We start from the raw sequence: 25,638 nt of genomic DNA on the forward strand, positions 1-25,638 counted from the left end.
CACGGGACATCCCTTTCTATCGGCCGGCAGAAAGCCTTCTTTGCGTTTAGGCAAAGATTGGAACTGTTCGTCAGAAGAAGAGACCAACTGCGACAGAACGCGCAAAGGCCAGCGTCAAGAGAAGCGCGGGCCATGCCAGCAATGCGGGCTTGAGTGCGCCGCTTGTGCCGCGCATTTCCAGAAAATCAAGCACCACGAACCAGCCCTTGGCAAAGGCCAGCACGAGAACCACGGTGATGGCGGCAAGCCTGCCATTGCTGAAAGCTGTAACCAGCGCACCGCTGATGGCAAGCAGCAAAACAATGACGATAATCCGGTTCAGCGAAGGGTGTTTGCGCGCCGTCACTTTATATCCTTACGCCAGATAGAGAACGGGGAACATGACTAGCCAAACCAGATCGATGGCGTGCCAGAGCGTGGTGATCAAAACGACATTGGAACGTGCCGGATACAATGCAACCAGAATGAGAATGATGGACCCAAACACGACATGCAGAAGGTGAAAGCCCGTCAGGAGAAAATAAAGCTCGAAAAACGATCCGGCCGCCGCATCGCCTGCGAAGGGCAGTTCGTGGCTATATTCAACCAGTTTGACAGCAACGAAGAGCAGCCCGAACAAGGCCGCACACAAAAGCGGACGGCGCGTGGCACGAAGATCATGGCGTCGGCGCACGGCAATGGCCGCCTGCCATCCGCTCAACAACAGCACAACGGTATTGGCTGCGGCCAGTCCCGGGCTGAGATGCGCCCGTAGGGTTGCCAAGCCCTGCGCATCGATCACCGACATGACCATGAAAGCGGTCAGCAGAATCGCAAAAGTGACGAGTTCGCTCCAGACGAGAATCCACAAAAGAAGATTATCTTCCGGCTCTTCATCTGAAATTGTTGCCGCAAAGGCTGTGTCGTCGATTCCAAGCATGCCCATGCGTAGCCGTCACGCATCGCCGCTTCTTTGCGTTTTGGCAAAGAAAATCCATCCCCGTCGCTGCATGGTGCTTTTCAATATAAAGGAAGCTTTCAATGACTGAAGCGCAATTCGGGCTCATGGTTGCCACACCGATCATCATCGGCTTTTCGATTGTTCTCTATCGGATGGGTGCCTTGCAGGGGGCAGGCACGCTTTCGGCGGTGGCCGCGTCCATCGTGATTGCCGTCATTCTGTTTCTTGGCCAGTGAAAGTGCCTAGCATGGAAAATTCACGCCTTCATGCCGTCGATATCAGCCATATGGAAGACCATCATGGCGCGTTGCTCGCCCTTTGCCTGCAACTCGAAGAGATTGCTGATCAGACGGAATCGACCGGCTCCTCTCAGGAGTATTTGCGCCTTGCAAAAATGATCCCGCAGCTTATTAGCGAGACCCACACGCTTGAGGAAGACGTGCTGTTTCCCGATTTCGACCGGCAGGCGGGTTCGCATTTTGCGGGCGTTATCATCGAGCGCCTGAAGGGTGAGCATCGGTGCGACCGGCTGGCGTGCGAAGAACTGGTCAAAACCCTGACGGAGATGGCGGAAAACCGTTGCGATCTGGCACCGGCCACCGTGACCTACATGATCCGCGGCTTTCTCGAAAGTCTTCGCCGTCATATCCTGTCGGAAAAGCTGATGATCGAGGCATTGCTGGCAGCAAAATCCGAACAGCGCGAAGTTTTTGGATAATGATCCGGCCAAGCGCTTCGCGTTGAATACAAGCACTTTACGCTACGTCACCCTATGCAAAAAAGCCGATAATCCTGTTTCCCTCACACCTCTTGTCTGATAGCAGTCTCTTGCATTCCCCCGTCCCCCAAAAGATCGTCATCAAACGAGCGGGGAATGTCTGGAGTAAGAGATGGCCAGCGATCCGACACTAAGACCCTTGGTGCGAGACCTACCTGTTTTTGCCGGCATGGATGAAGCAGCCTTTGACAGTCTTCTTGAACGGTCCACATACAGACCCATTCCACAGGGATGCTCGGTATTTCAGCAGGGTGAAGAAGCGAGACTTTTCTATATTCTGTTACAGGGTCGTTTGAAGGTAACGCAGGTTACAGCCGACGGCCAGCAGATCATCGTAAGGGTCGTCAATCCCGGCGATCTGTTTGGCTTTGCCGTGGCGCTCGGTCGCAAAGATTATCCGGGAACGCCACTCGCTTTGGTCGACAGCAGCGTTCTTGCGTGGCCCATGGAGATGATGACCGGCTTTATGGCCCGTCATCCGACTCTTGCCGTCAAGACCATGCAGATGATCGGCAGCCGCCTTGAAGCCGCCCATTCGCGCATTCGCGAAATTTCGACGCAGGAAGTCGAGCAGCGGGTGGCCCATGCCATCATCCGCCTGGCAACAGAGTCGGGCATCAGGGAAGATAACGGTATCCGCATCGGTTTTCCCGTTTCGCGGCAGGATATCGCCGAATTGACCGGAACGACGCTTCACACGGTTTCCCGCATCATCAGCCAGTGGCAAGGCAAAGGCTGGGTGGAAGGCGGTCGCAAATCGCTAATCGTGCGCGATATGCGACGGCTCAAACATATTGCAGACAGCGAAATCTGACGCCTACCCGCTGCCTGACTTCCCGAATCCGGGAAGCGAATTATAATATCATAACGCTCCGCAAACTGCCCTAGCAAGACATTCTGTATCGTTACAGATAATAATCAAACGCTAATAAAAGCGCTTTGGATGAATTTCGTTTTAGCCACCTCTCTTCACGGGATTTTGCACGAAATGTAATTAAAGACTTGCAAGCTGGATGAATTTGAATACGATACCTGTAACGTTTCAGATTTGGGAGGATATGGGATGTTTCGTCATAAAATTGCGGCACTCGCCGCTTCATGCCTCAGCATAACAGCGCTGCCAATGAGCGCTAATGCCGCCAATCTCGAAGTAACCCACTGGTGGACATCCGGCGGCGAAGCTGCCGCAGTTAAAGTTCTGGCAGAAAAATACGATGCTTTGGGCGACGATAAATGGGTCGACGGGGCCGTTGCCGGCAGCGGCTCAACTGCGCGCCCGATCATCATCAGCCGCATTCTGGGCGGCAATCCAATGGGTGCAACACAGCTCAATCACGGCAGGCAAGCAGAAGAACTGGTTGAGGCGGGCCTGATGGCCGATCTGACCGAACTTGCCGAAAAGGAAGACTGGGCCAATATCATCCGCCCCAAGAGCTTGCTCGATTCCTGCACATTCGAGGGCAGACTTTATTGTGTACCGATTAATATACATGCGTGGGAATGGATGTGGACCAACCCGCAGGCCTTTCGTGATGCAGGCGTCGAAGCACCAAAAAACTGGACCGAGCTTGTCGCCGCAGCACCAAAGCTGAAGGAAAAGAATATCGTGCCGCTTGCAACCGGCGACGGCTGGCAGGTTAACGGCATGTTGACGGTTCTCACCGCTTCCATCGGCGGCAAGGATATTTATCTCAAGGTCAACCGGGACAAGGATGTCGAGGCCGCACGCGGGCCTGAAATGAAGAAAGTCTTTGAGGCTCTGGCGCAGGCACGCGACATGGCGGACCCGGGCTATGTTGGTCGTTCCTGGAACGAAGCGACCAACATGGTGCTGACTGCACAGGCGGGTGCACAAATCATGGGCGACTGGGCACAGGGCGAATTTGGCACAGCAGGCAAGGTTGCGGGCAAGGATTATGATTGCCTGCCTGGATTGGGCGAGCAGACCTATTTCGAGACTGGCGGTGATGCGATTTATTTTCCCAAGAACAAGGACCCCGAAGTCACCAAGGCACAGTTGAAACTGGCAAGCATGCTGGTTGCCAAGGATACCCAGGTTGCCTTCAATCTCGCCAAGGGGGCGATGCCTATTCGCGGCGATGTCGATCTTGATGCGGCATCGAGCTGCATGCGCGCCGGCCTCGAAATTCTCGGCAATCCGGACAATATAATTCCGTCCATTGAGCAATTGCGCGCACCCGATACGCAAGGGCAGATTGAAAGCCTCGCCGCGGAATTCTTCGCTGACCCTGATATGAGCGTCGATGCAATTCAGGAACGTTTCGCCGAAATTATCGAACAAGCGCAGTAAGATGTCACGCTCGTCGGCGTCCTCGCGATACAATAAACGCTTGCGTCATCTTGGGGGAGGATGGTGCAAGCGGCAGATAAAGGGAGGAAGACGGCAATGACGGCATTTCACCATGCCCCGCCTGCCCGGCACCCGAAACGGCCTTCGAGACTTGCTAAAAATTTGAATGCCAAGATCGCGGCTCTCCCAATGATCGCCACCGTGCTTGTCGTCTTCATCGGCTGCACGCTATGGACGGTTGCTTATTCCTTCACATCCTCCAAGGCCCTGCCCGTCTGGAACTTTGTCGGTTTTGACCAATATGTCCGGCTTTTCGGTGCTTCGCGCTGGCACGTTTCGGTGCGTAACATCGCCATATATGGCGTTCTGTGCATGGGATTTTCATTGATCTCCGGCTTCATCCTCGCTGCACTGATGGATCAGAAAATCCGGTTTGAAAATACATTCCGCACGATTTTTCTGTATCCTTATGCACTTTCCTTCATCGTGACTGGCCTTGTCTGGCAGTGGATTTTCAATCCACAGCTTGGCATCGAACAGGTCGTGCGCAATCTGGGCTTCGACAGTTTCCAGATGGCTATCCTCTCAAGCCGCACCTATGTGATTTACGCTATCGTCATTGCCGGGCTGTGGCAGATGACGGGACTGGTTATGGTCTTGATGCTGGCGGGACTACGCAATATCGATGAGGAAATCTGGAAAGCTGCGCGCGTCGACGGTATTCCCAAATGGAAGATATATTCTTTCATCATTCTGCCCATGATGCGTCCTGTCCTCGTCACAACCGTGGTGATGATCGCAACCGGTATCGTGAAACTCTACGATCTGGTCGTCGCAATGACCAAGGGCGGCCCCGGCATCGCCTCGGAGGTGCCTGCAAAATATGTCTACGACTTTATGTTTGGCTGGGGCAATCTCGGACAGGGATTGGCAGCGTCAACCGTCATGCTGACCACCGTCCTCATCATCCTTGTTCCATGGGCTATGCTCGAATATGGACGGAGGAAGACGTGATGACGGAACTGCCTTTAACCCCTACGGACGCCACCGCGTCCAGACCAGCATCCACGCACGTCGCCGGAAAAACTTTGGGGCGCGAGCCTTGGGGACGCAAGCCCCGGCGCCACTTCGCCCCGACAACCATCATGCTCTACGCTGTCCTTTTCGTTGCGGCTGTCTATTATTTGCTGCCGCTTTACGTAATGGTTGTGACATCGCTTAAAGGTATGCCGGAAATCCGGATTGGTAATATCTTCGCCCCGCCGGTCGAAATCACGTTCGAACCATGGGTCAAGGCGTGGAGCCAGGCCTGCACCGGTCTTTATTGCGAAGGCATCAGCGCCGGCTTCTGGAACTCGATCAAGATAACCATTCCAAGCGTCATCGTTTCGATCGCCATCGCCTCCGTCAACGGTTACGCACTCGCGAACTGGAAATTCCGCGGCTCCGAGGTGTTTTTCGCAATCTTGCTTTTCGGTGCGTTCATTCCCTATCAGGTCATGCTTTATCCGCTGGTCATCCTGACACGCGAGCTTGGGATTTTCGGCACACTGACGGGCATCGTTTTCATCCATACGATTTTCGGCATGCCGATCCTCACGCTTTTGTTCCGCAATTATTTCGCGGGGCTTCCGCCCGAGCTTTTCAAGGCGGCGCGTGTCGATGGTGCGGGGTTCTGGCGGATTTTCTTTCAGATCATGCTGCCCATGTCGCTGCCGATTTTTGTCGTCGCGATCATCCTTCAAGTGACGGGAATCTGGAACGACTTCTTGTTCGGGGTGGTGTTCGCCGGAACGCAGAACTTCCCGATGACCGTGCAACTCAACAATATTGTCAACTCCATGCAGGGGGTGAAGGAATATAACGTCAACATGGCCGCAACCATTCTTACCGGCGCTCTGCCGCTGCTCGTTTATTTTCTCTCCGGCCGCTACTTTGTCCGTGGCATCGCCGCCGGCGCAGTGAAGGGATGAAACCCATGAATTCCAGTGTTTCCATTCAGGATCTGACGCTCGATTTTGGCTCGGTCAATGTGCTGCAAAATCTCAATCTCGAAATCGGCGAAGGCGAGTTTCTCGTTCTTCTCGGCCCATCAGGATGCGGTAAATCCACGCTCCTCAATTGCGTGGCGGGGCTGCTGGACGTTTCCGAGGGCAGCATCTTCATCAAGGGCCGTAACGTGACATGGGAAGAGCCGAAAGATCGCGGCATTGGGATGGTCTTCCAGTCCTACGCGCTTTATCCGCAGATGACGGTTGAGAAAAACCTTTCCTTCGGCCTGCGGGTGGCAGGCATGCCGAAAGCCGAAATCAAGGAACGGATCAAACGCGCGGCGGAAATCCTGCAAATCGAGCCATTGTTGCAGCGCAAGCCTTCCGCACTTTCGGGCGGCCAGCGCCAGCGAGTCGCCATCGGGCGCGCTCTGGTGCGCGACGTCGATGTCTATCTTTTCGACGAGCCGCTTTCCAACCTCGACGCCAAATTGCGCTCCGAATTGCGTGTGGAAATCAAGCGGCTGCACCAGAAGCTCGGCAATACGATGATCTATGTCACCCATGATCAGATCGAAGCCCTGACACTTGCCGACCGCATTGCCGTGATGAAGGGTGGTGTCGTACAGCAACTTGCCGATCCGCACACGATCTATAATCGTCCGCGCAATCGCTTCGTCGCAGGTTTCCTCGGCTCGCCCTCAATGAATTTCTTTTCTGGCGCAATAGCCCTGCGGGAGGGAAACCCCGTATTTCCTATCGGCGAAACGTTTGTCAGCCTGCAAGGCTATGACGGTGTAATTGCAGAAGGCCGCAAGGCAACTCTTGGGATTAGACCCGAACATGTCCGGCTCGATGCGCAGGACGGTTTCGAGGCGACCGTCGATCTTGATGAGCCTATGGGGGCCGACAGCCTCGTCTGGCTTCGCCTTGATGGGCATCCGCTCTGTGCACGCGTGGAAGCAGGAAAACGCTACCAGGCAGGCGACAAAGTCAGGATCGCTTTCAAATCCGACGCCCTCTCCCTGTTCGATTCCGAGACGGAGGAGAGGCTCTGAAACCCGCTTTCAATAGCGCGCTCTAATCTGTGATCTCATTCAAGGAAAACGATATGACCGGATATTCCTATCAGCTTTACAGCTCGCGCAATTTTCCGCCCCTCGAAGGCACCCTGACCATGCTGCGGGAGCTTGGTTATGCAAGCGTCGAGGGGTTTGGCGGCATCTATGGCGACCCCGCCGGTTTGAAACGCGAACTCGATTCACGCGGGCTTTCCATGCCGACCGGCCATTTCGGCCTCGACATGCTGGAAAACGAAACTGACCGTGCTTTGGAGATTGCCGCAACCTTGCAGATGACGGCGATCTTCTGCCCGTATCTTGTCGCAGAAAATCGCCCTGACAATGTGGCTGGCTGGAAAGAATTCGGCCAAAGGCTCGTGAACGCAGGCAAGCCCTTGCGTGATGCCGGTTATGAATTCGGCTGGCACAATCATGATTTTGAGTTTGTGCCGCTTGACGACGGCTCCGTACCGCTCACGCATATCCTTGATGCCTCGAACGATCTCAAATGGGAAGCCGACATTGCCTGGGTTATCAGGGGTGGTGGCGATCCGCATGAATGGATCGAGCGCTATAGCGACCGGATTCTCGCCGTCCACGTAAAGGACATCGCTATAACTGGCGAAAAACTGGGCGAAGACGGGTGGGAGGATGTCGGGCATGGCACCGTCAACTGGCCTACTCTCTTTTCGGCGCTCAGAAAAACGCCTGCCCGCTATTTCGTCATGGAACACGACAACCCGTCCGACGACAAGCGTTTTGCCAGCCGTTCTATTGCAGCGTTAAGAAATTTCTGAACTGGAGAATGGAAATGACGAGAACCCTTGGCGTCGGCATTATTGGCTGCGGTAATATTTCTGCGGCCTATCTGCGACTTTCACCAATGTTTCGCGGCATCGAAATGCGCGCCTGTGCCGACCTAAACCCACTGGCCGCAGAAGCACGCGCCAAGGAATTCAGCATCCAGGCGCAAACGATCGATGACCTTCTGCGCAATGACACCATCGATATCGTCGTCAACTTGACGGTTCCGGCAGCCCATTTTGCCGTAACAAAACAGATATTATCAGCTGGCAAACACGCCTATTCGGAAAAGCCACTGGTACTTTCACTGGCGGAAGGTCTCGAATTGAAGGCACTTGCCGATGCGCGTGGACTGAAAGTAGGCTGTGCGCCGGATACATTTTTAGGCAGCGCGCACCAGCTGGCGCGGCGCGTAATCGATAGCGGCAACGTGGGGCGCATTACATCCGGCACCTGCCACGTCATGAGCCACGGCATGGAGCACTGGCACCCCAATCCCGACTTCTTCTTTCGTGCAGGTGGCGGGCCGATCCTCGACCTGGGACCTTATTATATCGCAAATCTGATCAATCTGATCGGGCCGGTCAAGCGCGTGGCCGCCCTTACGTCCATGGCGACGCCGACCCGGATGATCAGTTCCGAACCACGCCAGGGTGAGGTCATCCCGGTTGAGACGCCAACCACAATTCAAGCTCTGCTGGAGTTTGAACAGGGCGCAACCGTCACGCTTTCTGCAAGCTGGGATGTCTGGGCGCATCGCCATGCACCGATGGAACTATATGGTACCAAAGGCTCTCTTTATGTACCCGACCCGAACTTCTTTGGCGGAAAAGTCCTGATCGCAGAAGAGCGTCAGGAGGCAAAGCAGGTTCAGGACTGGGCGCATCCGTTTGCAACCCCCAATGAACAGCACGCGGCCGGTATGATGGCTAATTACCGCACCGCCGGGCTTGCCGACATGGCAGCAGCAATCCGCGAAGGCCGCGATATGCTCTGTTCATTGGAACGCGCGCTGCATGGGGTCGACGTCATGCTGTCGATTTTAAAATCCGGTGAAGAAAAGCGCTTTATCGATATAGAAACGCCCTGCACCCGCCCACAGGCATTTGGTATAGAGGCAGCAACAGCTCTGCTTCGCGAAACTGCGTCAATCCCTCGACAAGCCGCGGGCTGAGCTGCTTCAGGCCATTGAGAATAATTATCCCAAAGTCTGGAGCGACTTAATATCGGCTCCGTTGATTCGCCCAAGAATGGCCTTGCCGAGCTTCTGCCCGGCAAGCTTAAAGCTCTCTTCCGTAACGATCAGGCCTGGACGGAACCACTGCAAAAACTCGGTCGATTGTTTCGCAGCAATATCGACTTCTTTTCCAATGCTCAATCCGGCATCTTCGATACCCGCTACCACGGCAAGCGCGGCTGCACTTCCCGAACACACAATACCGTCAGGCCTGTCCGGCGATTGCATCAGTTCAGCCGTGTAGGAGCGCAAATCTTCAAGCGGAGTGTCGAGATCGACCTTTGCCAGCTGCGATCCGTTGCAACCGGTCAAGCGCAGCCCTTCATAAAACCCCTCCAGCATATGCTGGTAATAGGTAAGATGTGCCGGCGGCGGCAGGAGAGCAAGCTTTGTACGCCCGCGAGACGCCAGCTTTTCAGCCATCTCCAACGTAAAGGTGTAGTTGTCGAAGTCATGATAGGCATGTTCGACACCCGTATTCGTGCGACCATGGGTGGCGAACGGGAAATTATGCTCGTCGAGATAATGCACACGCGGATCATCTGGCTCGGTGCGCGAGAAGATGATCCCATCGGCGGAGCCTGTTTCAACGATATAACGGATGGGGTCTATCGGTGCCCGTGAACTGGAATAGGGTGCCACAATAAGATGATATTGCGTTTGGCCCAACACGTCTGCGATGCCATGGATAAGCTGGCTGGTAAAACCCATGATTTCGTCTTGAGTATTGAGAACCAAAGCGATGACATTGGTTTTTCCGGTCCTCAGACGAATGCCAGCGCGATTGGGACGATAGCCAATTTGGCGCGCAATAAGCTGCACGCGTTTTCGTGTTTCGACGCCGATTTCCGGCGCGTCTTTCAAGGCACGCGATACGGTGGTCACGCCCAACCCCGTCATGAAGGCGATGGTCTTGAGCGTGGGCCTCTCATTTTCGAAAGATCGTGGCGGGTTTTGCGGCCGAGATACGCCTGAGCCCTTTTTTTCATTCATACGTTGTCCGTCCAGGAGCCATGGCAGAGGAAGACGTTCAAAAACCAGAATATAGTATAATTATCAATATCTTGTTTTTATCCGTCTGTCACTCGTTACATACAGCAGAGGCCAGCTTTTACGTTTCCTGCAAACTATACCTAGCGTTTCATTGCAGCAACAAGCCGTGGTTCACAACCGGTTCTGGTCTGAAAAGACAAATCGGCATTTTCAAAGCGAAGACTGCCCCTGAACATACAGAGAAAACTATTCTCAATTTCTCTATTTAAAGAATAATATTCTTATAAGACTCTCGTAAGGAGAAATTGATCCCTCGTCAGCCCGTGGTTGTTTTTAGTACTTTGGCATTCCCTCATCATAAGGAAATACCAATGCGTCTTACATTGTCCTCATTTGCAAAAACGCTTGCAGTCGGCACATTGATCGCGGCTTCCGTTATGGGTACGGCCCATGCGGATGCAACGCTGGATCGCGTTAAGGCAAAGGGCAAGCTGACGGTTGGCGTGATCCTCTCCGGTGCCCCTTTCGGCTATATCGATCCCAAGACGCAGGAACAGAAGGGCCTCAATATCGATATCGCCCGAGAACTGGCAAAAGGCCTCGGCGTCGAACTTGCAACGCAGACCGTTACACCACCAAACCGCGTGCAATTTCTCCAGCAGGGCAAGGTCGATATTCTGATTGCCAACATGCAGTACACGGAAGAGCGCGCGAAGTCGCTTGGCTATGTGAAGACACCTTATGACCGCATGGGGGGTGCTGCGCTTGGCCGCAAAGATAGCGGCATCAAGGACTGGAAAGACCTGAAAGGCAAGGTCACCTGCGTTTCGCAAGGCTCGAACTACACACAGCCGCTGATCGAAGAATACAACGCCAACGTCAAGGCACTGCCAAGCCAGCCGGAATCGCTTCTGGCGCTCAAAGGCGGCAATTGCGACGTATCCGTTCACGTGAGCGGTACATTGGGCCTGATGCTTCAGGATCGTGCTGAAGAATGGAAGGATTACGACATTCTCATCCCGACAGACCTCATTCCTTCCGATTCCGTGATCTGGCTCAAGAAGAACGAGAACGATACCGAAGCCGCCCTCGACAAGATCGTCCGCGATCTTCATGCATCGGGTAAGATGATCGAGATCGCCAAGGCAAACCGTCTGCCGAACCTGAGCTATCTAGAAGAAGAGCATAACAAGCTCAAAGCTGAGTAATAGCAGCGCCCGGCAAGCTTCAAATCCTATAGATCAGATCAGTTGCGGACGGTTATACCGTCCGCAGTTTCAGAGCGTTCTGAGGAACGCAACCGGATCATTCCCATGAAAGAAGCTCTGATTTCGCGCTTTATCGAATTCACAAGCGCAATCGGCCTCAATTACGATTTCCTCAATAGCGGCTATGAAGTTGATATGTGGCTCAATGGCATGGTCACGACACTTCAACTGGTCGTCATTACGATACCGCTTAGCCTGTTTTTCGGCGTTCTGTTCGCAGGCGCTCTGACATCTGGCAAACGCTGGCTGTCGGTGCCGGTACGCGGCTATGTCGAACTCACCCGCAATACGCCAACGCTCGTTCAGCTGATGTGCGGCTTTCTTGTGCTCAATATGCTGATTTCCAACGCCATCGGCGGTGCGCAGAACAATCCCCTCACACCGTTCTTCTGGCTGGTTGCCATTACGGGGCTGCATATTGCAGCCCTGCATGCCGAGGCGCTACGCGGCGGCATCGAAGCCGTTCCCGGAACGACGATTGAGGCGGCACGCGCCATCGGCTTCAATTCCTTGCAGGTGCTCATTTATGTGGAACTGCCGCTTGCCATCCGCACGGCATTGCCTGCAATCATCAACAACCTCGTTAATCTGGTGAAATTGACCACGGTCGGTTCGGCCATTGCGGTTGGCGAGATTACCTATGCCTCGATCCTTATCTGGACGCAGCGCGACAATGTGGTCGAACTGATGCTGGTCATCCTTTTGTTTTTCAGCCTCATCAATCTTGTCGTCGCGCGCATCGGCTACTGGTTTGAAAAGCGCCTTGCAATTCCGGGATATGGCCAATGAATAGTGCAATCGAACAAAGGCCCGGCATCTGGCTGTCGCCGACAAGCGTCACGTTTACGACCATCATTCTTGCGGTAGCATTCTGGTTCTATCTCGATCCATCGCTTGGCCGGATATGGCTCGACTGGCTGCCTTATCTTGGCAAGGGCTTTGCCATGAATGTGCTGATCAGTATTCTTGCGATCACGCTCGGCACTTTTGTCGGTATCCTGATGGGGATCATGGAGCTTGCGCCTTACCGCATCATTCGCGCGCCCGCCGTGACCTATGTGCAGATTTTCCGCAACGCACCGCATCTCGTGCTGATCTTTGCCGCGACCTATATCTTTCCATTCGAGCTGGTGATTTTCGGCAATTACATCGCCTTCCCCGACTGGATCAAGGCAGTCGTGGGCCTTGCCATTCCGGCAAGTGCACATATCGCGGAAATCACTCGCGGATCCATCCAGTCGATCCCCACAGCACAATGGGAAGCCTCACAAGGGCTTGGTTTTTCACGCCTGCAATCGCTGCGCTGGATCATCCTGCCGCAATGCATCAAGCGTTCACTGCCGCCATGGATGAACCTTTATACCTCCATCACCATGGGCACGGCACTGGCTTCGCTCGTCGGCGTACACGAGTTGCTGCATTCGGCAACCGACGCCAGCACAGCCGTGCAGCGCAATGATTTCACCGTCATCATCTATCTGACCGTTTTGATGGCGTTCTTCCTCTTCTGCTATCCGGTGTCGCGCTTCACGCAGCGGCTCGAAAAGCGGCTTTCCTCCCGCTGACAAGGAGCGGAAATTATATGAGCGATACCCATAAAAACACGCTGGTCGAACTGGAAAACGTGCATCTGTCTTTTGGGCAGAATGAAGTTTTGAAGGGCATAGACCTCACCATCAACAAGGGCGACGCCGTCTCGATCATCGGGCCGTCGGGTTCGGGAAAATCGACCATACTGCGCTGCATCAACGGTCTGCTTATCCCGCAATCGGGAAAAATCATGGTGGGATCGACCCGCGTTGACGCGCTTAAAACCGAAGCCGAACGCATTACCTTGCGCAAACGCATCGGGATTGTCTTCCAGCAGTTCAACCTGTTCCCGCATCTCTCGGTTCTCGAAAACATCACCATTGCACCGGTGAAAATCCTGCGCACGCCAAAGCGCGATGCCGAACGCCATGCAAAGGAACTTCTGGAAAAGGTGCGTCTGGGACACAAGACCGATGCTTATCCGGGCGAGTTGTCTGGCGGCCAGCAGCAGCGCGTCGCCATTGCACGTGCACTTGCCATGCGCCCGGAACTGGTGCTGTTTGATGAAGTCACCTCGGCGCTTGACCCGGAAACCGTCGGCGAAGTTCTTTCCGTCATTCGCGATCTCGTCAATGAGGGCATGACCAGCATTCTCGTCACCCACGAAATGCGCTTTGCCGAAGAAATCAGTGACAAGATCGTCTTTACGGAAAACGGCCGCATCATCGAGCAGGGAACGCCGGATCAGCTTTTCTACAAGTCGAAGAACCTGCGCATCAGCGCCTTCGTCAACGGGCTTGGCGGCACAGGAAACCGTGTCAACGAGGGCGGCGAGGGAATCTGACATGACCGAGAATGTAACCACGCTCCTCAGCCAAGCTATTGTCGCATCAAAGCCTTCCGCTCGAGTCATCGCCATTGCCCGAACAGCCATCGTCGATTTTCTCGCTTGCGCGCTGGGTGGTGCCAGTGATCGCAGCACACGGCTTGTGACAAAAGTTCTGGGCGCAAGCGGCAATGCCGCATTGATCGGCCAGAATGGGTCCGCCGATCCTTTCAGCGCCGCGTTGATCAATGGTCATTCAGCCCATGTGCTCGATTATGACGACGTGCATGGCAGCGTGCGTGGACACCCGACCATTGCCATCGTGCCAGCCCTTCTATCGGTTGCGACAGAGAATGATATTCACGCTGATGCATTTATCGCAGCCTATATTGTCGGGCTTGAAACCATGGCACGCCTTGGCCTTGCCATGGGAACCAAACATTATGAAACCGGCTTTCATGCCACAGCAACGCTTGGCACAATCGGCGCTGCGGCGGCCATTGCGCATTTGCTCAAATTCGATGCGTCAACCACGGCTATCGCGCTGGGTCTTGCCGCCACGCAATCGGCAGGTCTGCGTCTGCAATTTGGCTTTGATACAAAGCCGCTTCATGCAGGGCTTGCCGCGCGCGCCGGATTGACGGCAGCACGATTGGCCGAAGCCGGATTTCAGGGAGCCCCTGATTTCATCGATAATCCGATTGGCTTTTTCAAGGCTTTTGCCTTTGGCGGCGAGGATGTTGCCCGCGTCACCCAAGGCTGGGGCGAGCCATGGCAAATCATCGTCCCGGGCTTGACGCTGAAAGCGTTTCCCTGCTGCACGGCGGCGCATCCGGTTGGCGTTGGCGCTTTGGCGTTACGCAATGAACAGGCTCTACGTCCCGATCAGGTTACAGCCGTTTTCATCACGTTCCCGCCCGGCGGCGATGCGGCACTGGTGACGACAAAGCCCGAGACCGGGATCGACGCGCGTTTCAGCCCGGAATATGTTTTCGCCGCAGCGCTTCGCGATGGAAAACTGGCCATTTCCCATTTTGATGAACGTTCTATCGATGCCGATCTGGCAGACCTTGCAGCTAAAGTAACACGGCACCATGATGAGAGCGCACCGCGTCTTTCACCCGATCCCAAAACCCGCTTCGTCATCATCGATGTGACGCTGAACGACGGCTCGACATTATCGCAACGTGTCGATGGCCTGCCAAGCATCAGCGACCCGACGGACAAATTCAGGGACGCCACCGGCAATGATCCGCGCTTTGCGGATATTCCGGCTCTCGTCCAATCCATGACCACAGCAGGCGACTTGCAAAAACTCATTGCGCTGCTCAATCAATCCCCGGAGTAAAAACCATGACCAAAAAACAAATGCATCTCGGCCTCTTCCTGCAAGGGGCCGGCCACCATGTTTCGGGATGGCGGCACAAGGATGCAGAGTCCGGCAGCGAAAATTTCGACCTGCTGCAACGGATTACCAAGGAAGCAGAGCGTGCAAAATTCGACATGGTGTTCCTGGCCGACGGCCTGACCAGCGGTGCCGACGCGCACCCATCGATGGTTGCGCGTTTTGAACCTTTGACGCTGCTCTCGGCCCTTGCCATGGTCACCGACAAGATCGGCCTGGCAGCCACTGCCTCAACGACCTATGGCGAGCCCTATCATACGGCGCGTGCCTTTGCTTCCGTCGATCATCTGAGCCATGGACGCGCTGCATGGAACATCGTCACGACATCCTATGCCCGCACGGCCAATAATTTCTCCAAAAGCCATCCCGAACATGACGAGCGCTATGCGGTCGCCGAGGAATTCGTCGATGTCGTGCGCGGTCTGTGGGATAGCTGGGATGATGATGCTTTCCCCAAAGACAAGGAAAAAGGCATCTATGCCGACCCGAGCAAGGTCCACGTGCTGCATCACAAAGGCAAATATTACTCGGTTCAGGGCCCGCTCAACATTCCACGCTCGCCACAAGGCCATCCGGTGCTCATTCAGGCAGGCTCGTCCGGTCCCGGTCAGGATCTGGCCGCGCGTATTTCAGATATTGTTTTCACCGCGCAGCAAAGCCTCACCGAAGCACAGACCTTCTATGCGGGTCTCAAGGAGCGTGTGGCCAAAGCCGGTCGGGATCCCGACAGCGTTGCCGTGATGCCCGGCTTCATGCCGGTGATCGGCACCAGTTTCGAGGATGCTGCCGAAAAGCTCAAGCAACTCAACCGCTGGACGGACATCAAGAGCGCCATGCCGCTTCTCGAAGAGCGCATCGGCCACGATCTCAGCCCTTACGATCTCGACGGCCCCCTACCCGATCTTCCGCTTTCCGATCAGCTTCGCAGCCGCGCCGAACTTTTGCGCGATCTGGCGCGGCGTGAAAACCTCACCATCCGTGATCTGGCGTTGCGCGTTGCTGCCGGTCGCGGCCATCATATCGTGCTGGGCACTGCCGAACAGATTGCCGACCGGATGCAGGAATGGTTTGAGGGCAAAGCCGCGGATGGCTTTAATGTCATGCCACCTTATTTCCCCGGCGGGCTGGAAGACTTCAACAGGCAGGTCGTACCTATCCTGCAAGAACGCGGACTTTTCCGCACTGAATACACGGGCACCACGTTGCGCGATCATCTGGGCATTGCGCGCCCGCAGCTGAAAAACGCCTGATCCCTCATCTGTCATGCCGTGGGCTTAAAATAAGTCCACGGCATGACAATCCGGTCGCTTTGCGCTTTAAGACCGCAGCGCTGATGCAGCGCTCATGCGCAAGGTCAGAAGAGCCGGAACCAGCGATACAATTGCCGCGACTGCAATAAAGCCCACAGCAAGCCAGACATCGCTTATCGCAAACTCGACCGGCATTTTTACGGCTGTGGTTGCGGTCAGCCATGCGGTGATGGCGTGCGCAACGGCATAGCCGATTGCCAGTCCCAGAAAAATTCCTACCAGCAACAGAAAAAACAATTCGCCCCAGACTATCCCCATGATCGAGCGCACCGGCGCACCCAGCGCCCGCAAAGCCCCGATCTGGCGTTTGCGGGCACCAATATGCATGATGGCAACCAGCAGCAGGGCAAAGACCACGATCACCTGCGTACCAACGGCAATGCCGAGCAGCAGGCTGCGGGCGTCGCCCAAGGTCGAATAAAGCCGTGTCAGCACTTCCGCCGGAAAGATCGCCAATGTTCGCTCAGACCGATATTCCTGACGCAACCGATAGGCGTCAGCAATGGTCTTTGGCTTGACGAGGATCGCCGGCACGCCGGGACTATCGGTATCAAAAGTCTCGTCAAGCGCCCCATCCACATCTATAGCATGATCGTGGCTATGGTCATGCGGGGCTTCATTGCTCAGAATACCAAAACCGTTACCCGGTTTCTCACTATGGTCATCATGATCGTGCTCTTCATGCGCACTCATGCCATGGAGTTGCCAGACGGTGCGGATCGGCACAAGAATCGAGCGGTCCCATGCCGTGCCGGTCGGGGCCATCTTACCTGAAATCTGATAGCTAACTTCGGTATGGGCGTGACCGCCGGTCTCAACCGTTCCGTGCATCGGATTAACTTTGGCCCCAACGGGCAGATCGACCGCCGAACCGATCACCGCCTCTCCAAGCCGCGAGAACAATGCGCCTTCGGCAAGTTTTGGCGACAAAGCCGAAACAAGTGCGGTGGTGGTTCCGACGATGGGAAAGCCCATCGCGCTGTCGCCAAAACCGATTGGTGCTGCAAAAGCCACCCGACTGTCGTTGGCAAGTTTACCAAGCATCGCGCCAGACATCAGCGGTAGGGGCGACGGCTGCAAGAACACCGAGGACAGGGTCAGTTGCGTGTCGCTGCCCGCAGCACCGATCACCAGATCAAACTTGTCTGAGGCCCGCGCCGTGCCAAGCCGCACCGCCCGCTCCTGCAAGGTCACGACAGAACTCAAGGCAACCGATAAGGCCAGCAAAACCACGATGGCGATAGCTCCGCTCCAGAAGCGGCGCAGATCGGCAAGAATGAAAGCAATCATGACAAGACCTCCGCGCTGTCGCTCACAATCTTGCCGCCTTCAAGGCGGATACGGCGTTGCAGAGTTTGCATGAGTTGCGGATCGTGCGTGACGACGATCAGTGTGGCTTTTTCTTGACTGGCCAGCCGCACCAGAAGTTCTGCAACATCCGCTCCGGTTTTCTGGTCAAGACTGGCGGTGGGTTCATCCGCCACGATCACACCGGGTCGTGACAACAGAGCACGCGCAATGGCCACACGCTGCATTTCACCGCGTGACAGCGTTTCGATATGTTGCGTAGGCCGCGCAATGCCAACGGTTGCCAGCAATTCCAGCGCGCGTGTATGGTCGCTGGCCTTGACGCCACGATTGAGTTTGAGCGGCAACAGCACATTGGCCAGTGCCGACAGGCCGGGAAACAGATGAAAATCCTGCATGACCAGCCCGATATTGCGTGCGCGAAACGCATCACGCCTCAAGGCTGAAAGGCTGCTGATTTCCGTTTCACCCCACGTTACACGTCCGCTCTTCACAGGCTCCAGCCCGGTTATCGCATTCACCAGCGTGCTTTTGCCTGACCCCGACGCGCCGGTGACGGCGAGATGTCCGCCCGCCGGCAGATGAAAGCTTTCAATGGCAAGCACAGGTAGTGCCAGTCCCGCAAAACGCACTTCCAGATCGGTGATATCGAGCGACAAACCCGACGATTGGGGTTCGATCATCATCAAACCGTCTTGAAAGAAGCATCGCGCAAGCGAAGCTGGCTGACAAACCCCGTATCAGGATCGGTCCACGAGCCATATTCAAGTGTACCGCGTGTTATGATTGGTGCATTGAACTGCACGAATGTCTGCTTGGAAGCCAGATAAACCACCATGATATTATCCGGCCAGTCGGAATCGGACGAGCAGAACGGGCAGATCGACATGGGAATTTCAGTAAGCACGAAGAAATTGGCCTCGGCCTTCAGGGGCGGTGCCATGAAGCCTTTGATTGCCACTTCCTTGCCCGATGCAGCCTTGACCTGATCGGAGAATTCCAGCCCCAGCACGCCAAAGCTTTTATAAAGATTATCAAAGCCAAGCTGCTCTGCGGCATGCACTTTGTTCGCCACACACATCAAGGGTGCCGTTGCCAGCGCACCAAGCATAATCTGCCTGCGATTGAAATGCTGTCGCGCACGCATCTAAAACTCCGTCACAAAATACAATGGACAGGCGGGAAACCCGCCTGTCCATAGAGCTTTCAAGATTACTCGGACTTTGCCTTACCCAGCGCAAGTGTATCGGCGAGCACGCGATAGACGTCGCTCTGTTCCATATAGCCGCGCAGACCTTCGGAACCCGGACCTGTTGCCTGAAGCACCACGTCATCGACAGCATGAACGCCGGTATCGTCTTCCTTGGGAATATTGCCCTGAACGAAGACCGCGCCCGGAACGTCCTTGTAAGCCTCGTTGGCTACATATTCGCCCTTTTCGTTCTGGATGGCAGGAACGAATGCTCCATCCATCTTCGGACGGAAGGTTTCGTAATGATCCGGGCCGTTATTGGCAGAAAGGAACAGGCGGCGGGAGACATCGATGCGATCCGGATATCCGTCGCCATTGCTGTCTTCATAATTCGGGAAACCGGCATTGTCATAGGTGCCAACCTTCTCGCGCATTTCATCGCCCGGCTTTTCATCATCGACGGTGCCGATGATCGCCACACCATGGGTGTGGTCACCTGTGACGATAACCAATGTATCGGGATTATTTTTTGCAAATTCCTGCGCCAGGCCAACGGCCTTATCGAACTCGATAGTTTCAACCAGCGCACGGTCCCAGTCGAGCGGATGGCTCATCTTGTCGACCGATGCGCCTTCAACCATGAGGAAGAAGCCTTCCGGGTTTTTGGAGAGCTTTTCGAGCGCGGTTTTTGTCATTTCAACCAGACCCGGCTGGTCGGGGAATTTTTCGACGGTACCCTTTTTGAGAAATTCACGGTCTAGCGTCACATCCATGTTGCCGGTGTGGAACAGACCCAGAAGCTTGTCCTGATTGGACTCACCCGATGCAGCAAGTTCTTCCTTGCTTGTGGCCAGCGCGTATCCGGCATCCTTGAACAGCTGGATGTAATCCTTGTCATCCTTGCGCTTGGAACCGGGAACATCCTTGGCGAGAAAATAGGCCGAGCCACCACCGAGCAGAACGTCCGGCTTCACGTCATAGAACATGCCGACGATATCGGCCTTGTCGGAACGCTTGCGCGTGTGCGCAACGAGGGCCGCAGGCGTCGCATCCTGCACTTCAGACGTCGTGACGATACCGACCGACTTCTTGGTTTCACGACGCAGAGCCTCGGCAATGGTTTCGACCTTCGGGTCGTCCTGGCTGTCGGGCGTGCGATCGGCATAAACACCCAGCGCATTCACGCGCGACTTGTGACCTGTCATATAGGCCGACATGGTGTTGGCGCTGTCAGTTGCAATCGAATGCGTGGACGAGGTCCCGATAAAAGCAACCGGCGGAATGTCATCCATGTTCAGCCGACCATTTGCTTTGCCCTCGGTCATGCCCTTGGACATAATGCGCGCACCGGTGCGATGGGCTACAGAAAGACCATCGGCAATCAGGAAGATGACATTCTTTGCTTTGGCTTCATTGCCGGTGGCATAGACATCCCAGTTGACGGATTTCTTTTCGTCACCAGCCGTGACTTCAACCTTGTAATCGCCAGCCTTGGCAATTTTGAGATCGCGCAAGATCAGCGCGGAACCCAGAATCTTGTCCTCTTTACCCTTTTCTTCAGCAACAAACTCGGCCTTGCTGCCGAACACGGCCTCGTAGTCCTGGCCATTGACGGTAAGTTTTACGTCCTCCGGTTTGACGACCTTGTCGAACTCGATCTTGAAGTCGAATGGCGAATTGACAAGAATGGTTGCCCGGTCGATCGGATAGACAGTTGCAGCGCTGGCTGCGGTCGTCAGCATAGTTGCTGATGTGAGAGCAAGAAGCAGTTTGCGCATATCAGAAATCCCCACTGTGTAATGCGTGTGTGGGTCAGATAAGAAAATTAGATGACACTGGTATAACAGTCAGATGATTTGCCGGTGAAATTGCATTTTCCGGCTTAGGCCTTTGGTCAGTCGCCTCAGTATGAGCACAACTAAGCCTTTTAATTCGCAAGCCATTGCATCGTTGACAGCAATTAAGCTTGCTCGTTAGCCTGCCGTGGCAATCTGCTGATTTCCATTTCGCCTCCCAAGACGCATAACACCAACAGGAAACGCCATGAAACTGATAGCCCTCGTCGCTGCCGCTGCCGGTATTGCAACAACAAGCTTTGCCCATGCCGAAACCACCACATATACCATTGATCCGACGCACACATTCGTCACCTTTGAGGCCGCGCGCCACTTCAATACTTCGACCTTGCGCGGACGTTTCGACAAGACCGAAGGCAAGGTGGAATATGATAGCGCTGCAAAAAGTGGCAAGGCGGAGATTGCCATTGATCTCGCTTCTGTGAGCACCGGCGTGGAAGACTTGGACGGTCACCTCAAAGGTGAGGACTTCTTCAACATCGCCAAAAATCCGACCGCCAGGTTCGTCGGTGACAAGTTCACCTTCGAGGATGACAAGGTGACGTCCGTTGACGGTACGCTGGAGTTGAACGGTCAAACCAATCCGGTCACGCTGAAAGCTTCGAACTTCAATTGTTATGACAATCCGATGTTCAAAAAGCAGGTCTGCGGCGGAGATTTCGAGGCGACCATTACCCGCAGCAAATGGGGTATGACCTTCGGCACGCCAGCCATCCCCGACGATATCCGCCTCTTGATACAGGTCGAGGCAGTCAAGCAGTAAGCACCACAAAGGATTATCCCAAACCCTCTGTCCGCACTTTTCAGGCGGGCAGAGGGACCCCATGAATATATATGACCGGTACCGTCCACTATTTTGATGAGTTTGATCCTACGCAAAGATATGCAGGGTAAACTGTTCTAAATGATCCATAGTCTGGCTATTCGGACACCATCGTGATGTCGATGAAGCCAGTCATGGAGAACAGATAAAATGCGTAAGTTTGCAATTCCGTTCGCTGCCGCTGGCCTTTGCATGATGATGGCTGCCCCCGCTCTGGCAGAGAATATTGAAGTCCACATGCTCAACAAGGGCGCTGAAGGCGCCATGGTTTTCGAGCCTTCCTACATCAAGGCCAATCCTGGTGACACGATCACTTTCATTCCCGTCGACAAGGGCCATAATGTCGAATCGATCAAGGGTATGATCCCCGATGGCGCCGAAGCCTTCAAAAGCAAGATCAATGAAAACTATGTGCTTAATGTGAGTGAGCAGGGCGCGTATTTCGTGAAATGCACCCCCCACTACGCGATGGGTATGGTTGCACTGATCGTGGTTGGCGATAATCCGGCCAATCTCGACCAGATCGTTTCGGCTAAGAAGCCAAAGGCTGTTCAAACCCGGCTCGATAAGGCGCTCGCCAGCGCGAAATAACGGCACGATGGTGGGCGGTTTAAAATCAGGGTGGGTGCGAGGATATGATGACAATACAAAACGGTCTGCCGGCCTCCCCCGCAGCCGCCCCCGCTGAGCGTCGCGCGGCGATAGCGCGCGGCTTCAAGAAAACCGGGCCCGCACTTTTCACCTATGGGTTCCGCCCGTTTTTTCTGGGCGGAGCCGTGTGGGCTATCGTGGCTATGCTGTTGTGGATATTGTCGCTCACCTTCGGTCTTCCCGTCGGTGGGGCTTACGGTGCGCTAAACTGGCACGCACATGAAATGGTCTTTGGTTTTTCATCGGCTGTTCTGGCAGGCTTTCTTCTGACCGCGGTTCCGAACTGGACGGGTCGCCTGCCGGTTTCCGGTATGCCGCTTGCCCTGCTTTTTGGCGCATGGCTTGCCGGGCGTCTCATATTTCTTAACCCCGACCTGACACATCTCTATATAGCAGTGGCCGTTGAAAGCCTTTTCCTGCCCCTACTCTTGTTCATCGCCGCACGCGAAATTATCGTCGGACAACAGTGGAAAAACCTCAAGGTTCTGGCCGGAGTAGTCGCTGTAACGGTGGCAAATCTGGGCTTTCATTACATGGCGCTGTCAGGTGGTGATGTCGCAATGGCCAATCGTATCGGCGTAAGCGCCTATGTGCTGTTGATCATGCTGATCGGCGGTCGAATCGTGCCGAGCTTCACACGTAATTGGCTGAACCGTACCGGGTCGACGCGCTTTCCCATCCCCTTCAACCGCTATGATGCGTTATGTATTGTGGTCGCAGTCATCGCCTCTCTTGGCTGGATACTAATCCCGGAATCAACGCTGACCGCCATCGCAGCGATCATTACCGCTGTCCTGCACACAATACGTCTTTATCGCTGGCGCGGCTGGTCTGTCGCCCGCGAAAAGCTTCTTCTGGTGCTGCATGTCGCCTATGCCTTCGTGCCGGTCGGCTATATCGCCATTGCCTGTTCGGCACTGGGGCATCTTAATCCGTATTCCTCGCTGCATATCCTCACCGTCGGGGTGATCGGCTGCATGATGCTGGCTGTGATGACGCGAGCCACGCGCGGCCATACCGGACATGCGCTTACCGCATCGCCGACAACGCAGATCGCCTATCTCTGCCTTATTCTGGCAGCACTCATGAGGCCCTTTGCAGAAATAATGCCAAACTTCTTCCACACCTTCCTTGCAGGATCGGCGCTCCTGTGGATGATGGCCTTCGGACTTTATGTCCTCGAATATGGCCCGATGCTGCTCAAAAAACGCAAAACCGCAGATTAAGCGACTGTGAAAGGAAAGTATTTGGACGGCGATTTCCTGCTCGTTGTAAAGGCATTCTGGCTTTATCTGCCGTTGCCTTTTGTGACTGCCTTGGCAATCGGGCGTTACGCGACAGCAAGAACCGCCATCTTTTCTCTTTCCCTGCTGCTTTTCGTTCTGGTTGCGATGATCGGCTTTGCAATGCTGGAGTTCAAACGCACACCTGCAGCAATCTATGATTCGTCTGCCCTGCTCTCTGCCTTTACCGGTTATGTTGCCTTTCCCGTTTTTACTATTTTTGTCTATGGACTGCTGATTGGCCACGGGTTGCGGCGGCGAAACACCGAGTGATCAGAGAACATTCTGGTCAACCATAGGCGGAAATAACAATACAGTGACGCATTACCGATTGCATTCGGCTGGAGGGGATACTAGCCTGCGCCGCGTGTACCTATTATGGTCGCTCCAGTCGATGTCCGACTAAAATTCCTGGGGGAGCAGGAAGATCGGTGAGGAGTGATTTAATGGCACTATCCCCTATCGAAGCACCGCTGCGTTGGTACGTATTGCGGTGTAGCACACTTCCCCATTGTGAAGACGCAATACGATAAAATGCTGAAAGGTTTCAAGATGAGCTGGACACCCCATGGACGCCACCTGATTGCCGGTGACTGGGTTGCGGGAGACAAGACTTTCACGTCTGCGCCGGCAAGCGGCCCTGCACACGAATTCTCGGTCGGAACACCTGAACTGGTGGCACGCGCCTGCGAAGCAGCGGAAGGTGCATTCTGGACCTATGGCTATATATCGCGTGAAGAGCGTGCCGCCTTCCTCGATGCCATTGCTGATGAGATCGAGGCGCGAGGCGCCGCCATTACCGAAATCGGGACACAAGAAACCGGCCTGCCGGCAGCGCGTCTGGAAGGTGAACGTGGCCGCACTACGGGCCAGCTTCGTCTTTTCGCCAATCATATCCGCAACGGCGAATATCTCGACCGACGCATCGATGAAGCTCTGCCGGATCGCAAACCTGCACCGCGTCCTGAAATCCGACTGGTCCAGCGCCCGATTGGCCCGGTCGCCGTCTTTGGCGCATCCAATTTCCCGCTTGCCTTCTCCACCGCAGGCGGCGACACGGCGGCGGCCCTTGCAGCAGGCTGCCCGGTTGTTGTGAAAGGCCATTCAGCACATCCGGGAACCGGTGAAATCGTTGCCGACGCCATTGTGGCCGCTATTGAGAAGACCGGCATGCCGAAAGGCGTCTTCAGTCTCATTCAGGGCGGCGATCGCAAGGTCGGTGAAGCGCTCGTGACACATCCGCTCATCAAGGCCGTCGGCTTTACAGGCTCGCTTGGCGGCGGACGCGCTTTGTTCAATCTTTGCGCGCAGCGTGATGAGCCAATTCCGTTCTTCGGTGAACTGGGTTCGGTTAACCCGATGTTCCTGCTGCCTGAGGCACTGAAATCACGCGCGGCCTCGCTTGGTGAAGGTTGGGCGGGCTCGCTCACCATGGGTGCCGGCCAGTTCTGCACCAACCCCGGCATTGCCGTGGTCATTGATGGCGCCGACGCGGACACTTTCGTGCAAACTACCCGTGATGCGCTCGAGAAAGTCGCCCCGCAGGTCATGCTGACCGACGGCATCGCACAAGCCTATCAGGACGGCAAGGCGCGTTTTGACAGCCGCAACTCGGTAAAACCCGTGCTTTCCACCGAAAGCGAGGGGCGTGAAGCGTCGCCAAACATTTATGAGACAACCGGCGACGCATTCCTTGGCGATCATACGCTCGGTGAGGAAGTCTTCGGTCCACTCGGCCTCGTCGTGCGCATCAAATCGGTCGATGATATGGTGCATCTCGCCAAGGGGTTTGAAGGCCAATTGACGGCTACCCTCCATATGGACGAAGGCGACGCTGAAGCCGCACGCAAGCTTTTGCCTATTCTCGAGCGCAAAGCTGGTCGCGTACTGGCCAACGGTTTCCCGACCGGTGTCGAGGTTGTCGATTCGATGGTTCATGGCGGTCCCTACCCCGCCAGCACCAATTTTGGCGCGACCAGCGTTGGCACGATGTCAATCCGCCGCTTCCTGCGCCCCGTGAGCTACCAGAACATTCCGGAAAGCGTTCTGCCCGCTGATATCGCCTGATACA

27 protein-coding genes are annotated in these 25,638 nt (G+C 55.1%); 20 read left to right on the top strand and 7 right to left on the bottom strand.

Annotation, left to right across the window (positions count from 1 at the left end; genetic code table 11):
- Positions 1 to 70: 70 nt before the first annotated feature.
- Both AAIB41_RS17400 and AAIB41_RS17405 read right to left on the bottom strand, forming a co-directional pair.
- Entirely contained in the window at positions 71 to 346 is a 276-nt protein-coding gene (locus tag AAIB41_RS17400; protein WP_343315246.1) for a cytochrome C oxidase subunit IV family protein, read from the bottom strand.
- 9 nt (positions 347 to 355) lie between these two features.
- Complete coding sequence (locus AAIB41_RS17405) at positions 356 to 919, bottom strand: cytochrome c oxidase subunit 3 (protein WP_343316112.1); 564 nt, start codon at positions 917 to 919, stop codon at positions 356 to 358.
- A 101-nt stretch (positions 920 to 1,020) separates the two neighbouring features.
- On the opposite strand from AAIB41_RS17405, the gene AAIB41_RS17410 reads away from it, so the two are divergent.
- The 9 genes from AAIB41_RS17410 (at position 1,021) to AAIB41_RS17450 (ending at position 9,059) form a co-directional block, all read left to right on the top strand.
- On the top strand, positions 1,021 to 1,176 hold the full coding sequence (locus AAIB41_RS17410) for a hypothetical protein (protein WP_343315247.1): 156 nt from the start codon (positions 1,021 to 1,023) through the stop codon (positions 1,174 to 1,176).
- Between the two features lie 11 nt (positions 1,177 to 1,187).
- A complete protein-coding gene (locus AAIB41_RS17415) occupies positions 1,188 to 1,658 on the top strand; it encodes a hemerythrin domain-containing protein (protein ID WP_343315248.1) in 471 nt (156 codons plus the stop codon).
- A gap of 172 nt (positions 1,659 to 1,830) precedes the next feature.
- Positions 1,831 to 2,532: a Crp/Fnr family transcriptional regulator gene (locus tag AAIB41_RS17420; protein WP_343315249.1), complete on the top strand. Its 702-nt coding sequence runs from the start codon at positions 1,831 to 1,833 to the stop codon at positions 2,530 to 2,532.
- 249 nt (positions 2,533 to 2,781) lie between these two features.
- Positions 2,782 to 4,029, top strand: coding sequence for an ABC transporter substrate-binding protein (locus AAIB41_RS17425; protein ID WP_343315250.1), 1,248 nt, complete (start codon positions 2,782 to 2,784; stop codon positions 4,027 to 4,029).
- Positions 4,030 to 4,125: 96 nt separating this feature from the next.
- A complete protein-coding gene (locus AAIB41_RS17430) occupies positions 4,126 to 5,043 on the top strand; it encodes a sugar ABC transporter permease (RefSeq protein WP_343315251.1) in 918 nt (305 codons plus the stop codon).
- Positions 5,043 to 6,002 carry a carbohydrate ABC transporter permease gene (locus AAIB41_RS17435; protein WP_343315252.1) on the top strand — a complete coding sequence of 320 codons (960 nt, stop codon included), beginning with the start codon at positions 5,043 to 5,045 and terminating at the stop codon, positions 6,000 to 6,002. The genes AAIB41_RS17430 and AAIB41_RS17435 overlap by 1 nt, the downstream gene beginning before the upstream one ends.
- A 5-nt stretch (positions 6,003 to 6,007) precedes the next feature.
- Entirely contained in the window at positions 6,008 to 7,078 is a 1,071-nt protein-coding gene (locus tag AAIB41_RS17440; protein ID WP_343315253.1) for an ABC transporter ATP-binding protein, read from the top strand.
- 53 nt (positions 7,079 to 7,131) lie between these two features.
- Complete coding sequence (locus AAIB41_RS17445) at positions 7,132 to 7,878, top strand: sugar phosphate isomerase/epimerase (RefSeq protein ID WP_343315254.1); 747 nt, start codon at positions 7,132 to 7,134, stop codon at positions 7,876 to 7,878.
- 14 nt (positions 7,879 to 7,892) lie between these two features.
- Positions 7,893 to 9,059, top strand: coding sequence for a Gfo/Idh/MocA family oxidoreductase (locus AAIB41_RS17450; protein WP_343315255.1), 1,167 nt, complete (start codon positions 7,893 to 7,895; stop codon positions 9,057 to 9,059).
- 24 nt (positions 9,060 to 9,083) lie between these two features.
- Here AAIB41_RS17450 and AAIB41_RS17455 read toward each other — a convergent pair whose 3' ends face one another.
- Positions 9,084 to 10,115: a LacI family transcriptional regulator gene (locus tag AAIB41_RS17455; protein WP_343315256.1), complete on the bottom strand. Its 1,032-nt coding sequence runs from the start codon at positions 10,113 to 10,115 to the stop codon at positions 9,084 to 9,086.
- Positions 10,116 to 10,486: 371 nt separating this feature from the next.
- Here AAIB41_RS17455 and AAIB41_RS17460 point away from each other — a divergent pair, with 371 nt between their 5' ends.
- From AAIB41_RS17460 to AAIB41_RS17485, 6 genes are all read left to right on the top strand, one after another.
- The gene (locus tag AAIB41_RS17460; RefSeq protein ID WP_343315257.1) at positions 10,487 to 11,323 is read left to right on the top strand and encodes a transporter substrate-binding domain-containing protein; all 837 of its coding nucleotides are present in this window, start codon (positions 10,487 to 10,489) and stop codon (positions 11,321 to 11,323) included.
- A gap of 105 nt (positions 11,324 to 11,428) precedes the next feature.
- Complete coding sequence (locus AAIB41_RS17465; protein ID WP_343315258.1) at positions 11,429 to 12,172, top strand: amino acid ABC transporter permease; 744 nt, start codon at positions 11,429 to 11,431, stop codon at positions 12,170 to 12,172.
- Positions 12,169 to 12,948, top strand: a complete 780-nt coding sequence (locus AAIB41_RS17470) for an amino acid ABC transporter permease (RefSeq protein WP_343315259.1) — start codon at positions 12,169 to 12,171, stop codon at positions 12,946 to 12,948. The genes AAIB41_RS17465 and AAIB41_RS17470 overlap by 4 nt, the downstream gene beginning before the upstream one ends.
- A 17-nt stretch (positions 12,949 to 12,965) precedes the next feature.
- A complete protein-coding gene (locus tag AAIB41_RS17475) occupies positions 12,966 to 13,757 on the top strand; it encodes an amino acid ABC transporter ATP-binding protein (protein ID WP_343315260.1) in 792 nt (263 codons plus the stop codon).
- 1 nt (position 13,758) lies between these two features.
- On the top strand, positions 13,759 to 15,087 hold the full coding sequence (locus tag AAIB41_RS17480) for an MmgE/PrpD family protein (protein WP_343315261.1): 1,329 nt from the start codon (positions 13,759 to 13,761) through the stop codon (positions 15,085 to 15,087).
- A gap of 5 nt (positions 15,088 to 15,092) precedes the next feature.
- Positions 15,093 to 16,394: an LLM class flavin-dependent oxidoreductase gene (locus tag AAIB41_RS17485; RefSeq protein ID WP_343315262.1), complete on the top strand. Its 1,302-nt coding sequence runs from the start codon at positions 15,093 to 15,095 to the stop codon at positions 16,392 to 16,394.
- A gap of 66 nt (positions 16,395 to 16,460) precedes the next feature.
- Here AAIB41_RS17485 and AAIB41_RS17490 read toward each other — a convergent pair whose 3' ends face one another.
- The 4 genes from AAIB41_RS17490 to AAIB41_RS17505 form a co-directional block, all read right to left on the bottom strand.
- A complete protein-coding gene (locus AAIB41_RS17490; protein ID WP_343315263.1) occupies positions 16,461 to 17,744 on the bottom strand; it encodes an ABC transporter permease in 1,284 nt (427 codons plus the stop codon).
- Positions 17,741 to 18,448: an ATP-binding cassette domain-containing protein gene (locus AAIB41_RS17495; RefSeq protein WP_343315264.1), complete on the bottom strand. Its 708-nt coding sequence runs from the start codon at positions 18,446 to 18,448 to the stop codon at positions 17,741 to 17,743. The genes AAIB41_RS17490 and AAIB41_RS17495 overlap by 4 nt, the downstream gene beginning before the upstream one ends.
- Positions 18,448 to 18,909: a hypothetical protein gene (locus AAIB41_RS17500; RefSeq protein ID WP_343315265.1), complete on the bottom strand. Its 462-nt coding sequence runs from the start codon at positions 18,907 to 18,909 to the stop codon at positions 18,448 to 18,450. Before AAIB41_RS17500 ends, AAIB41_RS17495 begins: the two co-directional genes overlap by 1 nt.
- A 65-nt stretch (positions 18,910 to 18,974) precedes the next feature.
- Positions 18,975 to 20,732 carry an alkaline phosphatase gene (locus AAIB41_RS17505; protein ID WP_343315266.1) on the bottom strand — a complete coding sequence of 586 codons (1,758 nt, stop codon included), beginning with the start codon at positions 20,730 to 20,732 and terminating at the stop codon, positions 18,975 to 18,977.
- Positions 20,733 to 20,997: 265 nt separating this feature from the next.
- On the opposite strand from AAIB41_RS17505, the gene AAIB41_RS17510 reads away from it, so the two are divergent.
- The 5 genes from AAIB41_RS17510 (at position 20,998) to AAIB41_RS17530 (ending at position 25,634) form a co-directional block, all read left to right on the top strand.
- On the top strand, positions 20,998 to 21,573 hold the full coding sequence (locus AAIB41_RS17510) for a YceI family protein (protein ID WP_343315267.1): 576 nt from the start codon (positions 20,998 to 21,000) through the stop codon (positions 21,571 to 21,573).
- A gap of 210 nt (positions 21,574 to 21,783) precedes the next feature.
- Positions 21,784 to 22,224 carry a pseudoazurin gene (locus AAIB41_RS17515; RefSeq protein WP_343315269.1) on the top strand — a complete coding sequence of 147 codons (441 nt, stop codon included), beginning with the start codon at positions 21,784 to 21,786 and terminating at the stop codon, positions 22,222 to 22,224.
- 47 nt (positions 22,225 to 22,271) lie between these two features.
- A complete protein-coding gene (locus AAIB41_RS17520) occupies positions 22,272 to 23,510 on the top strand; it encodes an NnrS family protein (protein WP_343316113.1) in 1,239 nt (412 codons plus the stop codon).
- 21 nt (positions 23,511 to 23,531) lie between these two features.
- Positions 23,532 to 23,840, top strand: a complete 309-nt coding sequence (locus tag AAIB41_RS17525) for a hypothetical protein (protein ID WP_343315270.1) — start codon at positions 23,532 to 23,534, stop codon at positions 23,838 to 23,840.
- A 279-nt stretch (positions 23,841 to 24,119) separates the two neighbouring features.
- The gene (locus tag AAIB41_RS17530; RefSeq protein ID WP_343315271.1) at positions 24,120 to 25,634 is read left to right on the top strand and encodes an aldehyde dehydrogenase (NADP(+)); all 1,515 of its coding nucleotides are present in this window, start codon (positions 24,120 to 24,122) and stop codon (positions 25,632 to 25,634) included.
- Positions 25,635 to 25,638: the final 4 nt, after the last annotated feature.

It is taken from the genome of Brucella sp. BE17 (genome assembly GCF_039545455.1).
GTDB lineage: Bacteria > Pseudomonadota > Alphaproteobacteria > Rhizobiales > Rhizobiaceae > Brucella.

Excerpts from the sequence above, each read along its gene's own strand:
- AAIB41_RS17405 (WP_343316112.1), bottom strand. The coding sequence starts at position 919 with ATGCTTGGAATCGACGACACAGCCTTTGCGGCAACAATTTCAGATGAA.
- AAIB41_RS17410 (WP_343315247.1), top strand. The coding sequence starts at position 1,021 with ATGACTGAAGCGCAATTCGGGCTCATGGTTGCCACACCGATCATCATC.
- AAIB41_RS17415 (WP_343315248.1), top strand. The coding sequence starts at position 1,188 with ATGGAAAATTCACGCCTTCATGCCGTCGATATCAGCCATATGGAAGAC.
- AAIB41_RS17420 (WP_343315249.1), top strand. The coding sequence starts at position 1,831 with ATGGCCAGCGATCCGACACTAAGACCCTTGGTGCGAGACCTACCTGTT.
- AAIB41_RS17425 (WP_343315250.1), top strand. The coding sequence starts at position 2,782 with ATGTTTCGTCATAAAATTGCGGCACTCGCCGCTTCATGCCTCAGCATA.
- AAIB41_RS17430 (WP_343315251.1), top strand. The coding sequence starts at position 4,126 with ATGACGGCATTTCACCATGCCCCGCCTGCCCGGCACCCGAAACGGCCT.
- AAIB41_RS17435 (WP_343315252.1), top strand. The coding sequence starts at position 5,043 with ATGACGGAACTGCCTTTAACCCCTACGGACGCCACCGCGTCCAGACCA.
- AAIB41_RS17440 (WP_343315253.1), top strand. The coding sequence starts at position 6,008 with ATGAATTCCAGTGTTTCCATTCAGGATCTGACGCTCGATTTTGGCTCG.
- AAIB41_RS17445 (WP_343315254.1), top strand. The coding sequence starts at position 7,132 with ATGACCGGATATTCCTATCAGCTTTACAGCTCGCGCAATTTTCCGCCC.
- AAIB41_RS17450 (WP_343315255.1), top strand. The coding sequence starts at position 7,893 with ATGACGAGAACCCTTGGCGTCGGCATTATTGGCTGCGGTAATATTTCT.
- AAIB41_RS17455 (WP_343315256.1), bottom strand. The coding sequence starts at position 10,115 with ATGAATGAAAAAAAGGGCTCAGGCGTATCTCGGCCGCAAAACCCGCCA.
- AAIB41_RS17460 (WP_343315257.1), top strand. The coding sequence starts at position 10,487 with ATGCGTCTTACATTGTCCTCATTTGCAAAAACGCTTGCAGTCGGCACA.
- AAIB41_RS17465 (WP_343315258.1), top strand. The coding sequence starts at position 11,429 with ATGAAAGAAGCTCTGATTTCGCGCTTTATCGAATTCACAAGCGCAATC.
- AAIB41_RS17470 (WP_343315259.1), top strand. The coding sequence starts at position 12,169 with ATGAATAGTGCAATCGAACAAAGGCCCGGCATCTGGCTGTCGCCGACA.
- AAIB41_RS17475 (WP_343315260.1), top strand. The coding sequence starts at position 12,966 with ATGAGCGATACCCATAAAAACACGCTGGTCGAACTGGAAAACGTGCAT.
- AAIB41_RS17480 (WP_343315261.1), top strand. The coding sequence starts at position 13,759 with ATGACCGAGAATGTAACCACGCTCCTCAGCCAAGCTATTGTCGCATCA.
- AAIB41_RS17485 (WP_343315262.1), top strand. The coding sequence starts at position 15,093 with ATGACCAAAAAACAAATGCATCTCGGCCTCTTCCTGCAAGGGGCCGGC.
- AAIB41_RS17490 (WP_343315263.1), bottom strand. The coding sequence starts at position 17,744 with ATGATTGCTTTCATTCTTGCCGATCTGCGCCGCTTCTGGAGCGGAGCT.
- AAIB41_RS17495 (WP_343315264.1), bottom strand. The coding sequence starts at position 18,448 with ATGATGATCGAACCCCAATCGTCGGGTTTGTCGCTCGATATCACCGAT.
- AAIB41_RS17500 (WP_343315265.1), bottom strand. The coding sequence starts at position 18,909 with ATGCGTGCGCGACAGCATTTCAATCGCAGGCAGATTATGCTTGGTGCG.
- AAIB41_RS17505 (WP_343315266.1), bottom strand. The coding sequence starts at position 20,732 with ATGCGCAAACTGCTTCTTGCTCTCACATCAGCAACTATGCTGACGACC.
- AAIB41_RS17510 (WP_343315267.1), top strand. The coding sequence starts at position 20,998 with ATGAAACTGATAGCCCTCGTCGCTGCCGCTGCCGGTATTGCAACAACA.
- AAIB41_RS17515 (WP_343315269.1), top strand. The coding sequence starts at position 21,784 with ATGCGTAAGTTTGCAATTCCGTTCGCTGCCGCTGGCCTTTGCATGATG.
- AAIB41_RS17520 (WP_343316113.1), top strand. The coding sequence starts at position 22,272 with ATGACAATACAAAACGGTCTGCCGGCCTCCCCCGCAGCCGCCCCCGCT.
- AAIB41_RS17530 (WP_343315271.1), top strand. The coding sequence starts at position 24,120 with ATGAGCTGGACACCCCATGGACGCCACCTGATTGCCGGTGACTGGGTT.